Raw genomic sequence first — 23,858 nt, forward strand, 5'->3', positions numbered from 1 at the left:
AAACGGGTAGCCTAAGACCTCAGGATGTGGAACCAAGCGATCGCGATCGCCCTGTAGCAAGGGAAAATTAGACTATACCCGCCACGTGCGCTACCCGCCATGATCTGCTGTCTCAACCCAAAGTGCAACAAGCCTCTCAATCCGGACGGCTCAACGGTTTGTGAAAACTGCGGGGCTACTTTGGCAGTGCAGCTACGGGGGCGCTACCGACCAGTTCAGCCCATTGGTCAGGGTGGGTTTGGCCGCACCTATCTCGCATTGGATGATGATCGTTTGGGCACCCAATGCGTTATCAAACAGTTTTCGCCCCAAGTGCAAGGCACCAAGTCGCTCGAAAAAGCGGTTCGCCTGTTTACTCAAGAGGCCGTCCGGCTCGATGAGCTGGGAGAGCATCCCCAAATTCCTCGACTGCTAGCCTACTTCGAGCAAGATAATTACCTGTATCTTGTGCAGCAATTTGTAGAAGGCCAGAGCTTGCTGCAAGAAATGCGCCAGAATGGCTCCTTCAACGAACGGCAAATCCGAGAAATATTAGCCGACTTGCTGCCCGTGCTGCGCTTTGTTCACAACAAAAATGTCATTCACCGAGATATCACGCCCTCCAACATCTTGCGGCGCAAAGCCGATGGCCGCTTAGTGCTGATTGACTTTGGAGTGGCCAAACAAATTGGAGATGCAGATCCCCAAACGGGCACGCGCATTGGCACTGAGGGGTATGCCCCTATCGAACAGTTCCGGGGTGGCAAGGCCTATCCCGCGAGCGATCTCTACAGCCTCGGAGCAACCTGCATTCACCTCATGACGCAGACGCGCCCCGATAATCTATACGATCCGCTGGAGGGACGGTGGATTTGGCGTGAGTTTTTGACGGAGCGTGAGGTTGTGGTCAGCGATCAGCTCGCCCACATTTTTGACATGATGCTGAAGGACTTGCTGGCAGAGCGTTACCAGTCGGCCGATGATGTGATGCGCGACCTGAATGCAGACTATTTCATTCCTTCCAACAAGCCAAACAAAAATCAATTTCCCCAGTTTCGATCGCCCATGCAGCAGCGGACGGCACGACCTGCCACGCCAAATGCAAACAAGGCTCGTCCTGCGGCAGCGGCTCCCCAAGCAACCCCCAACCGGGCTGGCGTATCGCTCCCTAGTTCACCGCCAAGAGTATCTCAACCGCCATCATCTCCGCCGCGCCAGGTTGTTGCCCGCACCGTTGTGCAGTCGTCGGGCTGGCGCTGTGTGCATACGTTGACCGAGCACACATCCTGGGTAACGAGTGTTGCCTATAATTCCACCGCCAATCTCGTTGCCAGCAGCAGCCTGGATGACACGGTAAAAGTGTGGAATCCAGAAAGAGGCTCACTGATCTTTAATTTGGTTGGGCATACTCGCGATGTGAATACAGTGGCGATTAGCCCCGATGGCAAATTGCTGGCCAGTGCTGGCGATGACTGCACGATTAAAATTTGGTACTTGCCAACGGGAGCGCTGATTCGCAATATGACGGGCCATGCTCGCGATGTGAATGCGATCGCCATTACAGCCGATGGTCGGGTGTTAGTGAGCGGTGGCGAAGATCGCACCATTCGGCTCTGGCAAGTGTCGAACGGTGCCACACTGCGCATTCTGCCAGGGGTGCTCAGCATGATCAAAACTATCGTGGCCAGCCCCGACGGAAGAACATTTGCAAGCGGTGGATTAGATAACAAAATTCGGTTGTGGAACTTGCAAACCGCTGAGCAAATCAAGCTCTTCTCGGGCCACGTTAGTGCAGTGAATGCTTTGGCCTACAGTCCCGATAGCCGCCGACTTGTCAGTGGCAGCCGCGACAAAACCATAAAGCTTTGGGACATTCAAACTGGGAGCATCATTCGCAATTTTTCAGACCATATGCGCGATGTGAATGCGGTGGCCTTTTTGCCTAATGGCAAGCATTTTTTTAGCGCTAGCAGCGATTCTACGATTAAGCTGTGGTCGGCAGAAACGGGCGAACTCGTTGATACCCTTGTGGGCCACACAGATAGTGTAAACGCTCTCTCGGTGGGTGCAGACGGGAAAACGTTGGTCAGCGGCAGTTCAGACAATACGGTGCGGGTGTGGCAGCTTTAACTCATCCAAGCAGCAAGCAGCCATCATTAACCCTAAAACTCTAGAACTCTGTGCCGCTTGCTGTGCGAGCAGTACAGAGTTCTAGAGTTTTAGGGTCTGATTTTGAATAGTGCCGAGGGCCTGATTCGTTGACAAATCCGGCCTCCTAAAAAAACGCCCTCTGCCATGGCAGAGAGCGAGGAGGTAAGGGAAACGAAAATTAATGCATGAACGTTGAGCCTACGAGAGCCACTCCAACTTTGCCTCATCTTTGGTGTTGGTGTTGCGCTCAGGCGTTTCGCGATTGAACTTCATGTGGATGGAGCGTGTTTGCTCGCCATCAGCCGCAACCGCCATGATGGGATAGTCAATCAGTCCATCCTGGAAGGACATTTGGAAGCGGAACGTTCCATCGGGGCTGAGCTTGATGGGCTGGCCACCAATCGTAACTGTGGCATCGGGCTCGGTTGCACCGTACACAATCAGCTCTGCATCGGCAATGAGCCAAAACTTGCGGGGACGCACCGGAGGAGCCGATCCCGAGAAGCCAGCACCAGACATGGTTAAGCCCGACATGGTGGGCACGGCCCACAGGCCCACGCCCGAAGGGAAGATGTAGGAGCTAACTGCCTGAGCTGCCATAAACTGCTCGGAACCAGAGATGGAACCGGCCACATGCTGCATCGAGCCAAATAGGGAACCATCCACCCGTTGACCTTCAGCAACTTGTGCCATGCCGAAGATTTCGGAGTAAATGGCTTCGCTAACTGCACTGGGCGATGTGCGCTTACTGGGTGGCACCAGATCAAACTTTTGCTGACCGCGCAAATCTTCATTCCAATCGACGGTGATGAAGTGATCTTCAATCCAATCGGATGGATAAACGGGAGGAATGTGAGCAGGAGTCGAACGAGCCAACATGAGCCAACGGCCATCGGCACAGATATAGCCGATTTCAACCATGTAGTCGCGATCGCTCACTGGAATGGGCAAATACCACTCACGCGCCAACTCATCGCATTCGTACTGCTGCAAGCTATGAGGCCGCTGATAGCTGACATCAATATCTGTCACGTCGTAAAAGCGTAGGGCCAACCGAGAACCACCCTGCCGGCGCAGCTCTTCTTTGTGGTCGTTCGGGATATCCCAGTAGGCATAGGCCCATTGGGGATCGCGAGGCAACAGCACAATGCGGCTCTCGCCATATCCATCCGGCAAATCGGCCAGCGGCTCATCCACTGTTGCTAACACACCACCCGTCAAATCCGTCTGACCAACATCAAATTTTGCTGCTTCCACGACCTCTTGTGTCTCCACTGTGCGAACAACTACAGGCGCGCCACTAGCACGCTGGGCTTCCTGAATGGAAGCAATGAGCTGATCCTTCCGCATCCGGCTATATTTCGAAACACTATATTCGCTAGCCACCCGACGAAGCTGCCGGAGTGTCATTTCCTCGAGGGGTGGGCGTTCTTGAGCCATGTCGTTTACCTTCCCATATCGTGACAAAACCGTCGTTACCCAACTTGAACCGTCATCAGCATGTGTAAAAAGCCGATTCTAATAAAGCGGGATCGATGGGGATCAATGTTCTGGTACCTATAGTGGGAAAAATCGCAGAATTGGTCAAGGGGTGGAGTTCTTTATTTTTGAGGGTTCTACGACAAATCAACTCATTCTGGGATCGAAATGTCATGAATTCATGACACAGTTCTCGTGCGGGGATCGAAATGGGGATCGCCAAATGTCTATTGTTCATGACATTCTGAGAAGAGCGATTTTCTGAGCATTTGCGATGCGATCGCCCAACGCATCAGAGCCGTGGATGCTCTGCGTCATCGTTGACGGTTGAGCATCTCACGCATCAGCCTGGTTGTATTAAAGCTCTAGCCAACGCTTTGTATCAGTTTCAGTTCAGGGTGTTTCTGCGGGTTGCACAGTGCGCAATCCACTCGGAGGCATGAAAGTTGTGGGTTAGCCTGTGTGGACTCTAGAGTTTGCGCCAGGTAGACCTAAACTCTGAACCTGGACTGCGGTTTCAAAGATTCAACCGGGAGCGAAATGCGAAACGTGCTTCCCTTGTTGGCTGTACTCTGCACTTCGATTCGCCCATGATGCAGATCGACACAGCGCTTAACGATGGCTAATCCCAATCCGGTACCTTCTATCTTGCCAACATTGGTACAGCGATAAAAACTTTCAAATAAATAGGAGTGCTCCTTTAAGGGGATGCCAATGCCCTGATCGCTAACGGTCAACGCGATCGCCTGTTGACTGCACTCCAAGTGAACCCGAATTTCGGTTTGGGGTGGTGAATACTTAGTTGCATTTGACAGCAAATTGTTGAGGATGTAGGCAATCAGGGATGGGTCGGTATAAACCTCACTGCAGCAGCCGTGATGGGTATAAATGAACGTTTGCTTGTATGTGTTGTTGAAGCGGTAGCTCTCTACCAACTCGTGACACAGAGTGTTGAGGTCTAGCAAATGTGGCTTGTATTGAAAGCCACCTTTATCTAAACTGCCAAGGAGCAACACCTCATCGAGCAAATCAGTCATTTGGGCGATCGCAGCAGTAATGCGATCCCAATAGTTACTGCGGACCATATCCGAAAAAGAACTGTTGGGGTGCCGCAGCAGAGCCACTGCTGTTTGAATCACTGCCAACGGAGTGCGCAATTCATGAGATGCCATCGAAATAAAGCTCGACTTGAGCTGGTTTATTTGGTGCTCTTGCTCCAATGCATCAACTACTTGCTGCTCACTGTTGCGCAACCGCTTCAAAATTCGTCCCCGCTCTACGGCATAACGGAGCGATCGCGCCAGCAACTGCGGAGTGAACTGTTCCTTCACTAAATAGTCTTGCGCGCCCAACGAAACCGCTCTTACCGCCGTTTCCTCGTCATCGGTCACGGTTAGTACCACCACCGGAATATCGGGAAACGTTGTGCAAAATTCCACAACCGTTTCATCTCCATCCGAATCCGGCAATTGCAAATCCAATATCACCACATCAAATGACGATGTTTGGCAGCGAAGAACCGCATCACCCAAACGTTCCACCCAGTGTAGCGTCCACCCCGCTCTGTCCAGCTTGAGAAATGCACGCCGAATTAAATCTGCATCAGTAGGGCTGTCCTCAATCAGCAAGATATCCATCACCTTGTTACTGCACCCAAACGATGAGTCTTGTAATTTGCTTTATGGGAATTGTTGTCTAGCATTCAATAGAGCAACTAGCACACAAGCGGCCAGTCGCCTAACAAGACCCGTGCCTAGCACCGATCCCATCACCTAAGAAAACGACTTCAACATCTCTAGGTTCATCAACCACAGGACACAACTAGATACATGGCATCAACAGCTTTTGAGTTGGGTGCCATGTCGGGCAACACCATGCAAACAACTACATTCCTAGCAAGTTTCTGTTGCAATTGTTCCAGACTCTTTTTGCAAAGCAAAGAGATTTTTTCTCTTTGTCGAGAGCATTCTGGGTGTACAAGCTTGGTACAGCTTGACCCTATTTTATAGATTGCAATTGACTTGCCAATCGTTGCTTGGGGCTGCATCTACAGAAAGCGAAGAAGAGATTGCTCATGTCCTGCACGCAGTTCATAACTTTCCCTTCTTTGTTTATTCAACTAAAGATTGTGAAGGTTGACCTGAGCACTAGGGCTTAAACTCGTGCGGTCAGTCCCTTAAGAGTTTTCAATCTGATTCATCAATACCTTAACGATTTTTGCGGCTGAGCATGGACACCAGCCAAAGCGATCGCTGCATCAGAGGGTGTCTGAGAAGGATCAAATGTTCTGCGTTCGCCCCCAACCCCCCAACTCTCGCGAACTTCCGCCCCTGTTTTTCTTCACAGTCCCCCAATGTTGGGGGATGTAGGAGGCGGTTCGGGTCGCAATTGTCACTTTTAAAGCATCCTCTAAGACCCCGCGCGCGAATGGCTTTTTGAAGTATGCGTGCTAGAGCCGCGTAACATTCATGCAGGGTCGATTGGGTGTTTCGTCAGCAGGAGTGGTTGTGCGATCGCCCCAATCTGCAACCTTGGGCACGAATCATCCGGCAGATTTGCGCTGCAATTCATGCGTCAAAATGTGCTTTGTGTGCAAAGTCTAGGACTTGAACCGTTAACTGAGCGGTAACTTGGCCACGGTTAGCCAGTGATCTCGCAGCATGTGAATGGCGTAAATGAACTGCTGGATATCAAACGGCTTGGAAACATAGCAGTTGGCATTTAAGTTATAGGATTGGGCAACATCTTGTTCATTGATCGATGTTGTCAGAATGACCACAGGAATCATTTTTAGCTGTGGGTCTGCTTTAATTTCAGCCAGTACCTCGTGCCCATCCATCCCTGGCAGATTGAGATCTAACACAATGAGATCGGGACGCAGGCTGTTGGCATAGGCTCCACGCTGACGCACATAATCGATGGCAGACTCGCCATCCTGCACCCAATTGAGGTTGTTGGCAATTTCAGCGTGCCGAAGGTGCTGCATGGTGAGATGAGCATCACTTGGTGAATCTTCTACCAGTAAAATTTCAACCGGGCGGAGAATTTGGGTATTCATTGCAGCAGCCATAAAAGCAGTAGGTTTTGTAAAGGGTGCAAATGAGGCAGCCCGAACGGGGGGCATTGCTCATACATTGTCTGGAATGTCGAGGGGGCATGACAGGTCGAGCTGAGCTGGAATTGTGAAGTGAATGGTTGTGCCAACGTCGGGAGTTGATTCTGCCCAGATAGAACCGCCATGACGGTTCACAATCTTTTTGCAGATGGCTAGTCCAATGCCGGTTCCGCTGTATTCAGTGCGGGTATGCAGCCGCTTAAAAATTTCGAAAATGCGTTCTAGATATTGCGATTTGATACCAATTCCATTGTCCTGCACACCAAATTGCCATTGGTAGGCATTGCCACTCACCAAGATATGAATGTGAGGCGGGTGCTCTGCTCGAAACTTGATGGCGTTGCTAATTAAATTTTGCAGCAGTTGTAGTAGCTGGCTGCGATCGCCCACGATCGTTGGCAGGGTGTCGCTGGTAATTGTGGCATCGCTTTCGGCAATCGCAACCTCCAAGTTTTGCTGAACCAGTGCCACTAGCTCATTCATATTCACCAATGATAGGTTCAAATCTTTGGAACCAATGCGCGAATAGGTGAGCAAGTCTTGAATGAGCTGCTGCATGCGCTTGGCACCATCCACAATGTAGGTGGTGTAGAGCTGAGCAGTAGAATCAAAGCGATCGCCATATTCTTTTGTCAACAGCTGCGTATACCCTGCCACAGCCCGTAGGGGTTCCTGCAAATCATGCGATGCAACATACGCAAACTGCTCCAAATCTTGATTTGAGTCAACTAGCGTTTTGTTGAGGGTTGCCAACTGCTGGTTGGCCTGCGAGAGCGCTAGCTCAGCCTGTTGCCGCACCCAAATTTGGCGATGGAGTAGCCAGTACACCATCCCCAGGAGTGTGAAGCTTAAGCCCAAGCCCAACCCAGCCAGCAGCAGTGAGCGACTCATGTATCGCTCCACCGCAGACGAGCGCCTCTCAAGCAACCTGTACTCTGCTTTCTCCATTTGCCAAAGTAATTGGCGTACATTCTGCTGCACAGCAATCGATTGTTGCGTAATCAACTGCTGGGTTGCCGTATCGCCCGATCGCTGCTGCGCCACAGACATGGACTGCTGAAGCAAGTTCAACCGTTCAGCCATTAGGGGCTCTAGCCGATCGAGCCGCTCCTGTTGCGTGGGGTTGTCTTGGGTAAGCTGCCGCAGCTCAGCCAAATTTTGTTGTGCAGCCGTTAAGCCTCGGTTGTAGTCTCCAAAAAAGGCAATTTCCCGCGAGAGAATGTAGCCTCGTCGTCCGGCTTCGGCTTCGGTCATGCCCAGCATGGTGGCATCAATCAGGTCTATTACTTGTAGGGTGTGCTCTGCCCATCGAAGTTGGGAGAGCGATCGCTTGACACTTACAACTGCCAGGAGGGCAATGCTGCCTAACAACAACAGCGATAGCCCAAACCCAATTCTCACAACTTTGTCGGAGATTCCTTTCATCGCCAGTCTTGCCGAATAGCGTGCTCAACGCGAGTAGGTCTATGCAGCCTTGTCCGCAACGGTGGCGAACAAGCATCCATTTTGGCTATGCTACCGCAACACTACGATAGACATCTCACAACACCCTAGCGCCTTTGCACCCCTCGCGTAAGAGCCTAAAGAGCCAAGGCTGATTTGGTTCGCCCAAGCGCTGAGCAATGCTGACCGCATCAGATTCGCTCAGGACTTACGCATTTATATTGTGGGTGATTGTGGGTGAGTTGCGAAGCACCCCACCCACAACATAAACACACCAGATTTAGTGAACTTGCGTAAGTCCATTCGCTATTGGATTTGCTCACGGGGCTGGTAAGACATGGCGATCGCTAGATTCAGTGATGTCCTTGAGTAATGTCCTTCAATGACGCAGCGATCGCCAAACAGACCTGAACGTGGAAGCTAACTGAACCTAAGACAAGCATCGAATCGCTTCGAGCATTCCCTTCGCTTTGTTTAACGTTTCCTGGTATTCCTTCTCAGGTTCCGAGTCGGCTACCAGGCCAGCTCCGGCCTGTACACTCACCGTAGAGCCACCGTTGGGATTGGCCCGCACCACCATCGTTCGAATGGCGATCGCCGTATTCAACTGCCCCTCAAAGTCATACAGCCCGTAGGCTCCAGAATAGACACCTCGTCGGCCGCCTTCCAGCTCGTGGATAATTTCCATCGCTCGAATTTTGGGAGCACCGCTGACCGTGCCAGCCGGGAACGTGGCCTTTAGCAGCTCCCACGCGGTTTTGCTGTGCTGGAGCTTGCCCACTACATTACTCACAATGTGCATGACGTGAGAATAGCGCTCAATCACCATCAGCTCATCCACCGAAACGGTGCCGCTTTGGCACACCCGTCCCAGGTCATTGCGGCCCAAGTCCACCAGCATCACATGCTCGGCAATTTCCTTGGGATCTTGCAGCAAATCTTCCGCATAGGCGGTATCTTCTGCGGGGGTTTTGCCACGGGGACGGGTTCCCGCAATGGGCCGTACGGTGGCGATTTTGTTGGGGCTATCGGGGTCGTTGTCGGCTTTGACCATTACCTCGGGACTGGAACCAATGATTTGCCAGTCACCAAATTGGAAGTAGGCCATATAGGGGGATGGGTTGATGAGCCGCAGCGAGCGATAGAGCGAAAATGGGTTGCCGCTGTACTGGGTCGAAAGCCGTTGAGACAGCACCACTTGAAAGATATCGCCAGCCCGAATGTAGTCCTTAGCTTTGACGACATTGGCGCAAAACTGCTCTTTAGAAATATTGCTGGTGTAGCTAAACGACGATGCGGCGGCGGCTTTGCCCTGCTGCGGTTTTTGTGGCGGTGTCCATTCCAAAATGGTGTCGCGGCCTGAGAGCGGCAGTTGCAGCTTATCCACCATTTGCCGTACGCGATCGCACGCCTTGTCGTAGGCCACCCGCTGATCCACCGCCGGATCGCGCAAATCGGCAAAGGCGATCGCCCAAATCTTGCGCTGCACCTGGTCAAAAATCAACAAATGATCGATCTGCATCCATAATCCATCGGGGGTATCTTGCTCACCCGCCGCATACACCGGAACTCGTGGCTCGATCCAATGAATAAGCTCGTAGCCCCAAAAGCCAAACAGCCCACCAATGCCTGGTGGCAACTGCGGCAGCTTAACCGGGGTAAACGGCTTGAGGCAATTGCTCAACGTCACAAACGGATCGCCATCAAATACCTGCACCGAGCCATCGCGATGCGTTTGTGTAGTGCGATCGCCCCGTGTCTCTAGCACCCACAGCGGGTCACACCCCACAAAGCTATACCGACCAATGCGATCGCCTCCTTCAACCGACTCCAGCAAAAAACTGTAAGGCTGTCCGGCACACACCTTGTACCAGGCCGACACCGGCGTATCCATATCTGCCACCCACTCCTGGTACACCGGGACAAAATTTCCCTGAGTCGCCAAATCGCAGAACTGTTCAAAGTCAGGAAAAATCATAATTGCTTGCAGAGGTTGAGGAGATGGGTCACAAACATGAAGGTTTACGCAAGTAGGGCTTCCGCAGTTGAATGATGTTGTGCAGACTTAGTCCACGAAACATCATTCAAAACGCTGAGCATTCTGTGCAAAGTGCATCATCCCTGGCAGACAAACGGGGAATGGAACGCAGACACACCGCGAACCCATCCAACCATTCATCCAAATATTTGAGAATAACGCACAACTGTATTCATCCCAAGACAGAAACCATCCCATTAAAAAAGGGTAGGAACTAGCCTACCCTTTTCACCAGCCAAATGGCGAGTCAACCTTAATTTAAGGATTAAACATCCGGATCAAACGTGTTTTTGCCGCTGAACTTGATGTTGGCGGGGTTGGGGTTGCTGCCAATATTGCGGGGCACGGCATTCACCGATCCGCGGCCCTGGTTCACCTTCTCGGGGAAGACACCATCTGCGGGGTGCAGGTATTGGGTTTCACCACTGGGGAAGATGCGATAGATTTTGAAATCTTCGATCCGGGGCTTGAACTTGGTGCGGAACTGACCACCCAACATAATGGCATGCTCTTTACGGGCTACGTAAAGAAGGTTTTCGCCTTCATGCATGATGGCTGCGCCGCCTGTAGGCATTTCAAAAACCTGTTCCTTGGGACTGGTCCAGGTAATGGCATATTTTTCTTCTGTTTCAGCTTTGCTGAGCAGCCCGCCGGTGCTGCCGCCGAATTTAGGAGTTTGTCCAGTAAGCGTATCTGTCATGAATGTTTTCCTGAACATTTTTTGGAATCCTATCACTCCAAAAAGTCGATATATCAGATTGTTCAGGAACTGTTACAGATCTTCAGACAAGGCTTAAAAAGCACAAAAGTGAGCGAATGGAGATCCATTTCGGCATCATGGTTTAACCCAATTTTTTATGGTTAGGACTGACACAGTTGAATGGTGTTTGGAGCGCTTAGCACTTCAAACACCATTCAACCCACTGGTTTTTCGGATGAGGTGCGGTGCGTCAGTCCTAATGGTCAGGAGTTGCATCGTTAAATCGTTTGCCGTGGATTTGGCCTGGGGCAAATGAGCCAAACCCACAGACTATCCCAAGATCATCCCAAACGAGGCGATCGCTGGATGGCGGGTATTCGTCCTACTGGTTTGGGTTCAAGGTTGTGAATGCAGATTACTCGTCTTATTACTCGTCTTGCCGAACTAACTCCAATGGGCCAAGCCCCAACTCTTGCGGCGAGAGCGATTTCACTTCAAACAACGCCAAAATATCTTTGGGTTGCGGATTGCCCCGGGAGCTGCCAGTAAAGCCCTTGGCAATGACCAATCCACACTGTCCCTTGGTTTTCTTGCAGCGTTGATCCCATTTTTTGCGAGCTTCAATATGCACCGGGTCCTGGTCATCAAACTCACCGAACAAGTGCAACTCGCCGTTATAGGTTTTCAAAATTCCCAGGTCGTACTGTGCTTCGGAAAACGGATCTTCGCCCGGATTAAAGCAAATCGCCTCTAGCCCACCCGCCTCTTGTAACCCTGCAATGAGGGCCATGGCCTTGGGCCGCGATGCTTGAATGAGCACAACCGGGAACCAGTCCAATTTTTTGGGCAAGTCAGCCAGGGCGGGCTGATGCACCTTAACGCTTTCGCGCAATGGCTCCAGAACTGACAGCGGCATGGCGCCTAAACTGTAGAACGCATCGCCAGGAATGAGGTCATCCCGCAAAATGGGAACCACTCCCAAATCCAAATCTTCGAACAGCTCATCTGGCAAATCGGCGGTAATTTGCGCCAACTCATCGGCCACATCGGGCAGGGTGGAGACCGTAACCCCAACTCGCTTGCCCGGTTGCGCAGGATTGGGCAAGCGGTAGCGCTGGGTCAACGCTGGAAAATGATTCATGTCCAGGTCGTTGAGGTGTTCTTGGAAGAATTTATGCAACGCTGTCAGGGTTAGCAAGACGGCGATCGCCTCTTCGTCGTACAGCACCATGCGCATGCCTTCGAGTGGATGCAGCGAGCCATAGCTAGGGTGAATGGCGCTGTCGTCGTCGCTGATGTGGCCATTTGACTGAACGGCAGATTGATCGAAGGTTAGGAAAAAACAGTCCTGTTGTAAAAAGGCGCGTTCGAGCTGCTCGGGCACATCTTCCGACAGCAAAATCTGTTGACGAAACGACTTCAGCGACTCTAGGGAACGGTAGAGCAGTATCCCGTACTCCATGCCCAACAATCCCAGAACCGAAGCATACAGAGTCATGGACTCGCCCAGGTTTAGCTCAATGGAAAAGATCTTTTCTTCATCGAGCTGATCCCAGGCGGCATCGTTCCAAATGTCGAGGGCGATCGCCTGTAACCCTTCGGCAAAAGCGGCGGGCAGTTTGGCCTGACGACGGCTGACAAACTCTTGCAAACTGCGGTAGACCTCATCGATCAACGGCAGCTCAGGCACGTAGTCCACGCTAATGTCCAATTCCTGCAAGACGCCCCGTAGGAAGAATTGAATTTCGCGATCGCGCACCACAATTTTGTTCGGTCGAGCGGGCATGGCCTGCGGGCCACTGGGGGTTTCCATCGCTCGTAGCAGCGTGCGCACAACAACCTCTGGCCCCGAGTTCGACGGCACCATATCCATAGCCCGTACCGACTCATCGACTCCATCAATCCACAAAATACAGTCCTCTTCTGTCGTCGCATCCGAGGAGGTCGATAGAGTATCACTACCCAAAGAACGGCGATCGCCTTCCCAGACATTGGGGAGCTTGGGTAACTGTTGAAGACGACGACGAGTAGATGGAGTAAGACCAGACATAGGCAAAAACACTAACAAAAATGACCCAGACTTCAAACGGCGAAGCAGATAGCAACGCGCTCAGGTTTTAGGCTCAAGCGATCGCAGCGACTCGTCCACTATTCTAAGAACTTCCAAGCACTCTCCACAGAGCGCTCGTCGCAGCCAGAGTTTCAACGGTATTTCAATAGTAATGATTCAAAGAAAGATGGAGACATGCGACCTGACAAATCATGGCAACGAACGCTCAAATGGCCGCCCAATTTTTAGAAAAACCCTTGCAAACTCTGTCGTGCACCCCCTTATCACCCATCTTTGCGTTAGAAACAGATACCACTCTAGGTTTGTAACGGTTCTTATTCCTAATCCGCTACTATCGAACTAGGGACATTGCTCAAAACGATGCCCTAATTCGATCAGGCCACTCAATCTAGAAAACGTCTGACGAATCTTTCCCGGTTTGCCCGTCTGCGTTGTTCGTTCATTCGGCGTCCGCTAGTCCGGAGTCCGTTCCTCCAAAGATAGTTGTTTGTTAGCCTGGAGAGATTCCAGCTAACCCGCAGACCCACACCCAGCACATTAGGCACTCAGCAAATAGGAGTCGTTCACAGCAATGACACAATCATCACAAACCCAACAACGCGGCATCATGATGACCGACACCGCTATCAAGCAGGTTCAAGCCTTACAGCAAAGTCAGGGTGGGCAAGATCTGTGCTTACGGGTTGGCGTGCGCCAGGGTGGCTGCTCAGGCATGTCTTACACAATGGACTTTGAATCGGCCTCCAACATCCGTCCAGATGATGAAGTTTATGACTACGACGGGTTTAAGGTGGTATGCGATCCCAAGAGTTTGCTTTACCTCTATGGACTTGTGTTGGATTACAGCACCGCGCTGATTGGGGGTGGTTTTCAGTTTACAAATCCCAATGCCAACCAAACCTGCGGCTGCGGCAAATCTTTCTCGTAGCGATCGCCCCGCCAAGTTTCCATTGCCTTAATTGCTTTAATTGATACTCCATCGGTTGTTTGACCCTCAAGAGTTTTGCGATGCCCAAGTTGGCCGCAGAACTGTGAGGGTTTTCTTTTATTGTCACCCTGGGGGCGATCGCTGAATTTCCCTGCCCCTCCCCATGCATTCAGCCCAAGCGAGCGAACCCTGAATGCGCTATATTTTCTTAGGTTAAATTTTGCAATTGGAATTGTAAGCGCGTTATGTCGGAAGTGACCGTCGAGGAACTCTTTGATCAGGGAATTGAGCGCTATCAGGCAGGCGAAAATGCCGCCGACCTGATTCCGCTATTCAAAGATGTGTGCGATCGAGTTCCCAAAAGCAGCCCCGCCTGGACCTGCTTGGCCTGGTTGTACCTGCTCGACAAAAAGCCAACCCAAGCTTACAAGGCAGCACAAAAAGCAGTAAAGCTCAATCCTCAAGATCCACAAGCGCGAGTCAACCTGGCTCTGGCCATGCTAGAAACTGCCAAAAGTGGAGTGCGCGACCAAGTCGAACTGGCAGCACAAATGATGTTGGCAGTTCCCGAATTGCACGATGAAGTTAAACAGAATATTGAAGAAGGGTTAAGCAGACGCTCGGATTGGAAGAGCCTAACCCGCATTCAAGCGTGGTTATTCGGAGACGAGTAATATCGCTTAACTTTTAACATGTCTCAAATTGACACCGACCCTCAGGAACCTAGCACCCAAAACCCTTGAAAATGCGACCTTTTGCAAATTTTCCTGGTGGCCAACAAAACCATTTAATTATTTAGCGATCGCAATGATTGCTCACGATAGTTAATGGATCGTTCAGTGAAACTAATGATAAGATTCACTGAAATCAGTGATTAGCTTTAATTATCGCTAATCACCGTCTTAGTCTTTTAAGGAGATGGTGCTATGTTTCCTGAAAATGTAGAAGTAAAGCCCGAAACCCGGAATCATCGTGGCTTTTTCATTCAGGAAGGTCAGTATAAGTTCATGGGTATCGATCAATCGGGTTGGGCATTAATTTGTGTTGATGATGCAAGCTGCCACTATGTTGATCCGGACAATTTGGAACTATTGACCCAGATCGAACAATAGCGCATCTGACGTTAGAAACTATCCCCAAATAATTGCTGTGTTAACTACTAACGCGAGGCTTGCTCCTGGTTTACGAGGGAGTGAGCCTCCTCCATATTTGGGGTGGTTCTTAGCAATGACCTAGATGAATCAAGCAAGGTAGGTAAATCACGCAAGGTAGGCTGCTTAACGAGCATTGTCTAGCGTTGTTTGAATTTGCTGAAGGATTTGCTGAATTTGGGCGGCATCTTGTGCCTGTGCGTTGTGAAATAGATACGCTTGCAAATCTTGAATGGCGCTCGATAAATGGCCCAGTTGATACCGCAAAAGGCCGCGATCGCGCTGCTCAGTAATAGCATCGGGATACAGCAACAGCAGCCGTTCCACCACCGCTAACACCCGATCCAGATCACTCTGATTCAGGTAAATCAGTTTGAGGTTGGTTAACATTCGTGCTAACACCTGTCGCGATGTCACCTCATCAAAGAAAGCAGGCTGCATTTCGACTGATGTGCCATAAATTTGGTTGAGCCGCGTTTGGCAATCTTCTGGAAATAGGATTTCGCCTCGGCCAAACGCATCCACACAGACTGACATCTCATTGACCAACGGGCGAATTAAGAAATGCCCTGGCATACCCACGCCCACCATGGGAAAATCCACTCGCCGCGCAATTTCTAAATACACCAACGACAGGGTGATCGGAATTCCGGTACGGCGATCGATGACTTGGTTGAGGTAGCTATTGCGCGGATCGTAGTAATCTTGCGAGTTGCCTGCAAAACCCAAATCATCAAACAAATACTCGTTGATTGTTTGAATCACACGTAGGGGATAGCGGGGGGTGGGTAGGCGAGCCGCAACTTCCTTTGCCATAACATCCAGCGCATTTAAATATTCTGCTGGGTCTAAGTCAGCGTACTCTTCTTGTGCGATATAGAGCGCTGCGGTTGCTAGATCAATGGCCTCATCGGGCCGATGAATAGCGTGATAAAACTGCTGCCGTGCCTGAGAATTTTCCATCTGGCTCTATCTAGAATTCTGTTGACAGGTTTGATGTAAATGGATGTGGCGTGAAGGCTTTGGAAGACTTGCCCACGATGGTTCACCATCGGGTAGTCTTCTGCGGAGTGTGTAGCGCGTTGCCACGACAGGATGCAGCAGGGTGGAGTTTGCTGTTAACTTGCATATCGTTAATTTCGGCTGCCAATTGCAGTAGGCAGGTTGGCTTTAAGAATGGTTCAGCAGCCACTCCAGTCGAGCTTTGGCTAGATCGAGTTTGGCGACTAAGTTAGGATTGAGTTCGCCTTCTCCTTCCAGGTCTGACGGTGGAAAGTCTTTGTTATAGCCTAAACGGCTTACTGTACTTCGCAATCGATCGGATAGAAAGGCTGCGATCGCCTGGTAAAAGTGAGATGAAAACGACACGTCCTGCGAAAGTTTGGTAACCAGTTGGGTGCGTGGAATAGCCCATACCAATGAGGGCTCAACGGCCTTAACCGTTGCGGTGGGTGGCCGCGCATCCACAAACGAAATCTCGCCCAGAACTTCTCCCATGGAAATGCGCGCAATTTCTCCTTGGCTGCCAACCGAGACCGAAAAGGTTCCTTCCAGCACAATGTAGAGCGCACTAATGGGTTGCCCTTCGGTAATGAGTGTGGAGCCTGCTACTAAGGTTTGATGCTTGCCAACTTGCAGCAGCCAATCAAAGTCGCGATCGCTAATGGCCGCCAACAAATACAGCGCTTTCCGCATACTTAAAATTCCATCCCTTTGAGATAGCCTGATTGAGAGCCAGCCCAAGCCCGTGAGTTTGTGATTTGCACTGGTCAAAAGCGGTTTCAGCGCGCCTAAGGTCTTGGCTGATCGGCGAGTGAGTACTGTGTCCAAGCAATCTGAGACCTTGTGGAACCCTGCTTTTGCCTGCTTTAAGGATAACGTGAGACGTTGAGAGTGGAGTCCGCAAAAGCTAGGATTTTCAAGCGCTCCGCTACGATTTGGTGCGGTAGTCTTTCCCAGCGCCGTAAATCCAGGCATCGAGCGATCGCTGCACATAGTATCGCTGGCGCGGAGCCAACGCTTGCAGACTAGGCTGCAAGGCTGTTCCTACTTGCGCAAGCCCGGTGTACACCCCTAACCCCAGGTAATGGCGCATCCAATCGACCAACGCCCCCACACCCACCTGCGGCACAATTTTGAACACCATGCTGGGATGGTGTAGCGTCGTCATCATCAGCGTTTGAAACAGCGCCGAAAATTGCACCACATCTTGCAAAAATGGCTTTAGCACGGGGTCACCCAAGTTGGCCATTTCCCGAAAAACAGCTCCCAGCAATTGGTTAATTTGCTCAGGCGCGATCGGTTGCCCAACACCAACACTCATCGATTTTTGGAACAGCCAGGTAACCGATAAGCTGGGCTGATAAGGTTGCAGCAACCCCAACGCCTGCCGATCCAACAAGTCGGCCTGCAATGCTTCATCAATTCCAATCGTTAGCCGCTCTAAATGGCGAATCAGCGCGCCAAATCCCCCAAAGCTGAGCGGCGATTGGCTACCACTGCTGTCGCCAACATGCAGCACCCGATGCCACCGTGTTTTGAGCGGACTGTTGCGATAGCAGGGAAAAAATCCAAAAAGCGATCGCTTCCAGTGCAATTGCGCCAGTTCTACCTGTTGGTAGCTGGGCAACAGCGCAAAGTAGTCGGCAAATAACTGCTCCAGGCTAGGCCGCTGCGGATCGGCATCCACATAGGTAAACAGATAGGTGGTGCGTCCATCCCGTGCTGGAAACGCCTCCCAAAAGTACTGACGGTCGTGCTCGGTCGGGGTGTTGGTAACAAACAAATCCCCCGTTTCATTGGCAGGGAACCCCGTAGCGCAGGTGCCCACCACCATGCAAATCGCATCTGGTACTTCTCCCTGGCGGGACTGCTGTGCCATAGGCGAAAAGTGCCCCATCACATCAATCAACAGGCGTGCTGTCAAACGTTGAGCATGCGTTGCGGTTGTGGATACGGCCACCCCGTTGGGATGAAGCGTTGCTGTTTGGAATGGCGCTTGCTCAAATAGGCGGCCACCTGCTTGCAAAAACTTGGTTTTGAGGGTTTCCAGCAAATAGACGGGGTCAACGCCAATGTTGAGCACATCTCGCACCCAAAACTCTTCACCCCCATGAAAGGCAATGCGAGCGGGGTTATATTCGGTGGCGATCGCTTGTTCTAATTCATCGGCCGTTAGTAAGCCTAGCTGCACTAATGTTTGCAGCTCATGGCGAGAAATATTCCACTCTTGGTCGCGGCCTCGCAGGATTCCCTGCTCTACGAGCGCCACTTTCCAACCATGCTGCACCAGCGCGCAGCCCAGCAAAATACCCAAGGTGCCACCGCACACCACCACATCCCATTCCAGATCTGACAGCGGCTCAGGATGTTCGGCGATTGCATTGGAAATCGATAGAGACTGCTGGCGAACAGCCGCAAGACGAGCATCTGTTGCCCGCAATCCTGCGAGTGGGTTGCCCGCCAGTCCCGACAAAATGGATTCAACGGTTGACATGGCACAACACCGCCGACTAATGTCCGCGACTGAGAACGTAATCGGCCAGATTGATAAGGGCTTGGCGAGACTCGGATGACGGTAGATCGGCCAAATGATCGACCGCGAGTTGGGCATGCTGTTCGGCCAACTGGCGCGATCGCTCCAACCCTTTGCTATCCAACACCAGGGCGATCGCTTGTTCTAAGTCGCCCTCCTGCGCAAATTCCCGCTCAATCAGTCCTTCTAAGTAAGGCTTTTCCTCCAGCGCATACAGCACCGGAGCCGTCAAAATGCCGCTTTGCATATCAGAGCCAGCCGGCTTGCCCAGCGCATCCATTGAACTGGTGAAATCAAACAGATCATCCACAATCTGAAAGGCTAGCCCCAAATGCCGACCATAGCTGTAGAGGTGCATGGCCATTTCATCCGAAACATTGCTCAGCACGCCAGCCGCTTTACAGCTATTGGCAATCAACGACGCGGTTTTGTAATAGCTTTTCTCTAAATATTCATCAATCGATAGGCTCGTATCAAACCGATTTAACCCTTGCTGAATCTCCCCTTCGGCCAAATCCATAATCACTTGAGATAGGAGCTTCACCACCTCCAGGTTATTGAGATTGGCCAAGTACCACGACGACTGAGCAAACAAAAAGTCGCCAGCTAATACCGCAATGCGATTACCAAAGCTGGCATGCACAGTCGGTACACCACGACGGAGATCGGCTTCATCTACCACATCGTCATGCACCAGACTTGCTGTGTGAATCATCTCGGTGATTTCGGCGAGGCGACGATGGGTGGGCAAAATTTCCGCTTCGGGCATGGTTGCCTTCGATGTGAGGAGCACAATTGCGGGCCTGACTCGTTTCCCTCCTGCCCCAAACAAGTGCTCTGCAGCGGCGTAAAGAATGGGATGCCGAGCGCCAACAAGCTGCTTCAGATTCTCGGTCATCTGGCAGAGATCGGCTTCCACGGGAGCAAAAAGGGAAGTGACTGAAGTCATGGACAGGCGTCTCAGATATAAGTTACGAAATTTTACATATTTGCCATTATTCTAAGCTAACCGTCTCATCTATGGGATGAATTGCTCCGAAGTTCGCTCCAAAATTGAGCAGACTGGTCGCTTTGATACGGTCGCCATGGCAGGGGCTTTGAGCTTTTTAGCCCTGGGAAAAACAGATTCATTTTTTTTGAAAAAACGACTACACAGTACCTCATGTTTCTGTGTTAGATTACATGCATAAGGTATTTCAAAATCTAATACCCCAACATTCGTTGCGATTGGGCGGCTCACGGTTTGCTTTGGGCAATTTGCTAACGGCTTAGCGGGTTAGCTGTGCGGTACGCATCTGCCTGTAGGTGTGAGTTTTCCATTGCAATACGACTGTACAGCTCTTCCTTATGGTAAGGGCTTTGTGTTGGCTGGGCGATCGCTACTTCGCGTATTTAGCAATTGTCTGGCCTGGTTTCTATGGGTCAGATTGCTTCGTTTTAGTTTTTTCACTATCGATAAAAATATTGGGCAGGGCTAACGATGAATATTTCGGGGATTCCAATCATTATTCCAATCTTGGCTGGGTTTTACTTGTTGGCAGTATATGTATTACTTATGTTGGCGGAGCGATCGCGCGCTTAGGGCGGATTGAGCGATTGGGCCTGTTGCCAAGTGCTCACCTTGCACCATTGCTCAACGTCCCCAGCATGAGTTTTCGTCGTTTCGGCGAACCCGTTGGTATTCCAAATTCATTACTTACTGCGGTTCCACAAATTTGGGTCGCTCAGCCTGAGTGCGCATTAGCGCTTGGTCGAGAGCGGCCCAATTTGCTTGTTCAATCTGCTGAATCAAGCCGTCTAACTGGTTGCGGTATGCGTGCAGCGTGTTGAGCAAGGCAGCTTGATTATAGCGGGCCATCATCACGCCCAGTTCTGGATTGCCACCGCCCACGCGGCTGGTATCGCGAAAACCCGAGCTAGCGAGATGTTGCGCCAGTTCCAAAACCGCTGCCTCGGGTTCACTGAGGCAGGCTGCAATCAGACTGGCACTCACCATCACCGGCAAATGAGAAATCCAGGCCACCGCGCGATCGTGCTCGGCTGGAGCACATTGGTACAGGCGGCAGCGGAGCGATCGCACCACCTCAGCTACGGTAGCCAGTGCATGGGCAGGGGTTGATTCAGTTGGGGTGAGCACATAAGGCCGATCGACAAATAAACCTGACAGCGCTGCATCCAATCCGCTCTCTGCCGTACCTGCCATGGGATGCCCACCCACAAAGTTGGGCCATAGCGGCGCAAGCTGCTGCACAATGGGCTGCTTGACCGACCCCACATCCGTCAAAATTGCCGTTGTAGCCAGGTGGGGAACGAGTTGCTGAACGCTGTCTTGCAGAGCGGCCAAGGGTGTACACAGAAAGATCAGATCGGCACTGGCCACCAGCTTGGGGTCGGGGCTGGCTTCGTGAACAATCTGACGGGCGATCGCCTGTTCACAGGTTTCTGCCCGACGACTCATGCCCAAAATGGTGTGGCCCTGCGATCGCAAATCAATCGCCAATGACCCTCCAATCAAACCCAGCCCAACAATGCCAATCTTCATTACTCCACCTTGACTTTCTGTGTTGTTCGCACCACCTGCATATCCTTCTTCAGGGGCAGCTACTGAATAAATTGCCATTCCGACGAGCGCACCGCCCCCAAGTGGCTAGAGCAGTGTGTCACAATAATGTTCAACTCACTAGTCCGAGAATTGCTTGTGATTGAGGCCGAAGTCCATCAGCAGCTGCGCGCATTTTTGCGGGAGCAAGGAGAACCTCACTGGCACCATCATCTTACAATGGCGCGGTTGGTGGCGCGTGCGCTGCGGCTGGGTCGCAATGCTTTGATTCAAACTGGAATTCCGGCTGAGTTGCATGGTCGATATCGCCTCAGTTATTTGATGCCAGCTCTGCTCTGGCCAGAGCCGACAATTTTGGTTGTTCCGCAGGAGTTGCAGCAGCGCTTGCTGTTGGTAGATTTGCCGCGCCTGCGCGAGTGGCTTCCCTCCCCAAAACCTATCCAAACAGGCGATCGCTTTCCCTATTCCAACTTTCAGGGCTTGCTCATCACCACTCCCGAAAGCTGGCTGCGCGATCGCCTCAACCACGAGGGTCGGTTTCCCGCCGGAATTCCCACTATTCTGGATGGCGCTGATGATTTGGAGACTCTGGCTCGGCAGGTATTGACGGCCCATTTGCCGCCCACCGCCTGGGATGAACTCATGCTGGCTCATCCAGAACATATCGAGCTGATTCGAGATAGTCGCGTTCGTCTCACCCACGCGATTTTTCAGCATCCTCCCAATCCCTATGATTGTTTTTTGCTAGAAGCAGCCGAAATCACGATTCTGCAACAGCTGCTTCGCCAACTTGCAGCCGACTCCCCGCTTCCGCAGCCCGAACCCCAAGTGGACGACCGTAAGACAGAAGAGTTGCGCCTAGGGGCGATCGCTCACTTGCCTCATCCGTGGCACCGCTTTGCCCAACATTGCACCTCCGAAAATCGCTTAATTTGGGCCGATGTCAATCGGCAGTACGGCCACATCTCTTTGCATGGTTGTCCAGCAGAACTCGCTCTGGCCCTGGAGCCAATCTGGACGCAGCAACCATTGGTTCTGATTGGTGGTGCCGTCGATCTCGAACCCGAAGCCCCCATCTACCGCCAAAGGCTGGGCCTGGGCGATGTCACCTGCTTAAAGTTCTGTCCCGATCGCCAGCAAGAACTAATTCAACTCTACCTGCCCGATGGGCTACCCCTACCCAACACCCCTCAATTTCAGCCCGCTCTTCTCAGCGAAATTCGTGGATTGCTTGGCGCAAATACCAGTCGGCAAGGGTTAACGGTTGTGCTGGTTGGCGATGTTCCCCTCAAGTCGCAAGTCGCCTCTGCCCTCGCAGCAGAATATGGCTCTCGGGTGCAGGTCGAAAAAACTCAGCTCGATGAACACGGCATTCTGGTTACAGGATGGGAATTTTGGCGCAACTCACACACCGCGCTCCCAGCACCTCAACTCCTCATCGTGACAACTTTGCCCATTCCATCTTTAGAAGATCCTTTAATTGCAGGGCGGGTCAACTATTACAAACGGCATCGCCAAGACTGGTTTCGTCTGTTTCTCTTGCCCAATGCCTTGAGCGAACTACAGCGGGCGATCGCCCCTATGCGCGAATCTCAAGGCGTTGTTGCTCTGCTGGATAACCGCGTTAACTACCGCAGCTATGGCAAACAAGTTTTAGCTGCGCTCACCCCTTTAGCGCGCATCAACTATATTGATGCCAGCCTTTTCACCCATTTTGACTGCACCCCCATCGACTAAACCAACCGCACTAGATGGGTAAGACAAAGCGGTATCATCGAGGGTGAAGTCAGATCACAAAAACGGCTTACATATTTATGGGTGATTCAAAACGACGAAAAGAAAACTTGGGTGAGAAATACGGCGAAGAAGCGAATGTTTATCCCTGGCTTCCCATCAAGAAATCTCAAGCCGAGCAATTTGTAAAGCTCAGCACTCGCGGAGCCTGGGTTGGCATTGGGTTATTGGTTGCGTACTGGGTTGTGGTTCGTTTTATTGGCCCTGGCCTGGGTTTGTGGCAAGTCAACTAGCCTCAAACCCACCGAGTTTCAGTTTCAAAAAGATGGCCCGCGCTCTTGCATGCACAGGCCATCTTTTTATCGCCATGGCCAAGCGCGACAGGCCAAACAACCCTGGTATGACCAATCCTGGGGGGGCAACAATTTGCAGAGCAAAACCGGAGACCGCATCAATCGCCTTAGAGTTTACGCACTTCATCCGAAAAACCAGGGGTTGAATAATTTGGGGGCGCTAAGCGCCCCCAAATTATTCAACTGCGTAAGCCCTAAGCCTTTCTAAGTACCTCTACACCCTTAAAAATCAGGCCCTAAAACCCCAACTCGCTCGCACAACGGGCAGCACAGAGTTCGAGGGTTTTATGCTTCATGATGACCCTTGCTTATTAACCTGAGGTTTGCGCGACACGCAAATCTCAGAACAGCTCTTAACCGCAACTGACGTTTTATTAGCGTGTGAGTTTGGCTGAAGTGGTTTTCTGCGCGTTCAGCAACTATTTGAGGTCATCGCCACTGTTGCGGATGCGATTTCTCGCTTCCTGCCAGCGCCAACGGCTGAACTCACGACAAGCCGATATTCCGCAGGTTGCTGGGAATTAATTAAGCAGGTAGTAACGGCAGTAAGGTAGGCCCAAAAGTTGGATGATTTTAGAGCGCTCATCCATCAGATTACTGACCTGCTGAGCTTGCCCGATT

Annotated in this window: 18 protein-coding genes; 6 read left to right on the forward strand and 12 right to left on the reverse strand. The window is 51.5% G+C overall.

Annotation, left to right across the window (positions count from 1 at the left end):
• The first annotated feature begins 99 nt into the window (after window positions 1-99).
• Complete coding sequence (locus tag ACQ4M4_RS20260; RefSeq protein WP_430686275.1) at window positions 100-2,109, forward strand: protein kinase domain-containing protein; 2,010 nt, start codon at window positions 100-102, stop codon at window positions 2,107-2,109.
• Window positions 2,110-2,328: 219 nt separating this feature from the next.
• On the opposite strand, the gene ACQ4M4_RS20265 is transcribed toward ACQ4M4_RS20260, so the two are convergent.
• From ACQ4M4_RS20265 to ACQ4M4_RS20295, 7 genes are all read right to left on the reverse strand, one after another.
• Window positions 2,329-3,570, reverse strand: a complete 1,242-nt coding sequence (locus tag ACQ4M4_RS20265) for a DUF4912 domain-containing protein (protein WP_430686276.1) — start codon at window positions 3,568-3,570, stop codon at window positions 2,329-2,331.
• Window positions 3,571-4,100: 530 nt separating this feature from the next.
• Window positions 4,101-5,246, reverse strand: a complete 1,146-nt coding sequence (locus tag ACQ4M4_RS20270; protein ID WP_430686277.1) for an ATP-binding protein — start codon at window positions 5,244-5,246, stop codon at window positions 4,101-4,103.
• 977 nt (window positions 5,247-6,223) lie between these two features.
• Window positions 6,224-6,667: a response regulator gene (locus ACQ4M4_RS20275; protein WP_430686278.1), complete on the reverse strand. Its 444-nt coding sequence runs from the start codon at window positions 6,665-6,667 to the stop codon at window positions 6,224-6,226.
• Window positions 6,668-6,736: 69 nt separating this feature from the next.
• A complete protein-coding gene (locus ACQ4M4_RS20280) occupies window positions 6,737-8,149 on the reverse strand; it encodes a sensor histidine kinase (protein ID WP_430686279.1) in 1,413 nt (470 codons plus the stop codon).
• 448 nt (window positions 8,150-8,597) lie between these two features.
• Window positions 8,598-10,145, reverse strand: a complete 1,548-nt coding sequence (locus tag ACQ4M4_RS20285) for an anthranilate synthase component I family protein (RefSeq protein WP_430686280.1) — start codon at window positions 10,143-10,145, stop codon at window positions 8,598-8,600.
• Between the two features lie 325 nt (window positions 10,146-10,470).
• Window positions 10,471-10,905, reverse strand: coding sequence for a photosystem I reaction center subunit II PsaD (locus tag ACQ4M4_RS20290; RefSeq protein WP_430686281.1), 435 nt, complete (start codon window positions 10,903-10,905; stop codon window positions 10,471-10,473).
• Window positions 10,906-11,332: 427 nt separating this feature from the next.
• Window positions 11,333-12,955 (reverse strand): DUF6930 domain-containing protein, encoded by a 1,623-nt coding sequence (locus ACQ4M4_RS20295; RefSeq protein WP_430686282.1) that lies wholly within the window; start codon window positions 12,953-12,955, stop codon window positions 11,333-11,335.
• A 592-nt stretch (window positions 12,956-13,547) separates the two neighbouring features.
• Between ACQ4M4_RS20295 and ACQ4M4_RS20300 the strand changes: the two genes are divergently transcribed.
• From ACQ4M4_RS20300 to ACQ4M4_RS20310, 3 genes are all read left to right on the forward strand, one after another.
• A complete protein-coding gene (locus ACQ4M4_RS20300) occupies window positions 13,548-13,904 on the forward strand; it encodes a HesB/IscA family protein (protein ID WP_430686283.1) in 357 nt (118 codons plus the stop codon).
• A gap of 245 nt (window positions 13,905-14,149) precedes the next feature.
• On the forward strand, window positions 14,150-14,578 hold the full coding sequence (locus ACQ4M4_RS20305) for a tetratricopeptide repeat protein (RefSeq protein WP_430686284.1): 429 nt from the start codon (window positions 14,150-14,152) through the stop codon (window positions 14,576-14,578).
• Between the two features lie 252 nt (window positions 14,579-14,830).
• Window positions 14,831-15,016, forward strand: a complete 186-nt coding sequence (locus ACQ4M4_RS20310; protein WP_430686285.1) for a hypothetical protein — start codon at window positions 14,831-14,833, stop codon at window positions 15,014-15,016.
• A gap of 165 nt (window positions 15,017-15,181) precedes the next feature.
• Here ACQ4M4_RS20310 and ACQ4M4_RS20315 read toward each other — a convergent pair whose 3' ends face one another.
• The 5 genes from ACQ4M4_RS20315 to ACQ4M4_RS20335 all read right to left on the reverse strand — a co-directional run bounded on the left by ACQ4M4_RS20315 (window position 15,182) and on the right by ACQ4M4_RS20335 (window position 21,210).
• On the reverse strand, window positions 15,182-16,018 hold the full coding sequence (locus tag ACQ4M4_RS20315) for a SirB1 family protein (RefSeq protein ID WP_430686286.1): 837 nt from the start codon (window positions 16,016-16,018) through the stop codon (window positions 15,182-15,184).
• A gap of 207 nt (window positions 16,019-16,225) precedes the next feature.
• Window positions 16,226-16,750: a cyclic nucleotide-binding domain-containing protein gene (locus ACQ4M4_RS20320; protein ID WP_430686287.1), complete on the reverse strand. Its 525-nt coding sequence runs from the start codon at window positions 16,748-16,750 to the stop codon at window positions 16,226-16,228.
• Between the two features lie 235 nt (window positions 16,751-16,985).
• The gene (locus ACQ4M4_RS20325) at window positions 16,986-18,551 is read right to left on the reverse strand and encodes an FAD-dependent oxidoreductase (RefSeq protein ID WP_430686288.1); all 1,566 of its coding nucleotides are present in this window, start codon (window positions 18,549-18,551) and stop codon (window positions 16,986-16,988) included.
• A 16-nt stretch (window positions 18,552-18,567) separates the two neighbouring features.
• Entirely contained in the window at window positions 18,568-19,539 is a 972-nt protein-coding gene (sds, locus tag ACQ4M4_RS20330) for a solanesyl diphosphate synthase (RefSeq protein WP_430686289.1), read from the reverse strand.
• 747 nt (window positions 19,540-20,286) lie between these two features.
• Window positions 20,287-21,210: a prephenate/arogenate dehydrogenase gene (locus ACQ4M4_RS20335; protein WP_430686290.1), complete on the reverse strand. Its 924-nt coding sequence runs from the start codon at window positions 21,208-21,210 to the stop codon at window positions 20,287-20,289.
• Between the two features lie 48 nt (window positions 21,211-21,258).
• On the opposite strand from ACQ4M4_RS20335, the gene ACQ4M4_RS20340 reads away from it, so the two are divergent.
• The gene (locus ACQ4M4_RS20340; protein ID WP_430686291.1) at window positions 21,259-22,887 is read left to right on the forward strand and encodes a helicase C-terminal domain-containing protein; all 1,629 of its coding nucleotides are present in this window, start codon (window positions 21,259-21,261) and stop codon (window positions 22,885-22,887) included.
• A 77-nt stretch (window positions 22,888-22,964) separates the two neighbouring features.
• Window positions 22,965-23,177 carry a DUF2839 domain-containing protein gene (locus ACQ4M4_RS20345; protein WP_430686292.1) on the forward strand — a complete coding sequence of 71 codons (213 nt, stop codon included), beginning with the start codon at window positions 22,965-22,967 and terminating at the stop codon, window positions 23,175-23,177.
• The last annotated feature ends 681 nt before the right edge of the window (window positions 23,178-23,858 follow it).

It is taken from the genome of Leptolyngbya sp. AN02str (assembly GCF_050565595.1).
Classification (GTDB): domain Bacteria; phylum Cyanobacteriota; class Cyanobacteriia; order Elainellales; family Elainellaceae; genus Kaiparowitsia.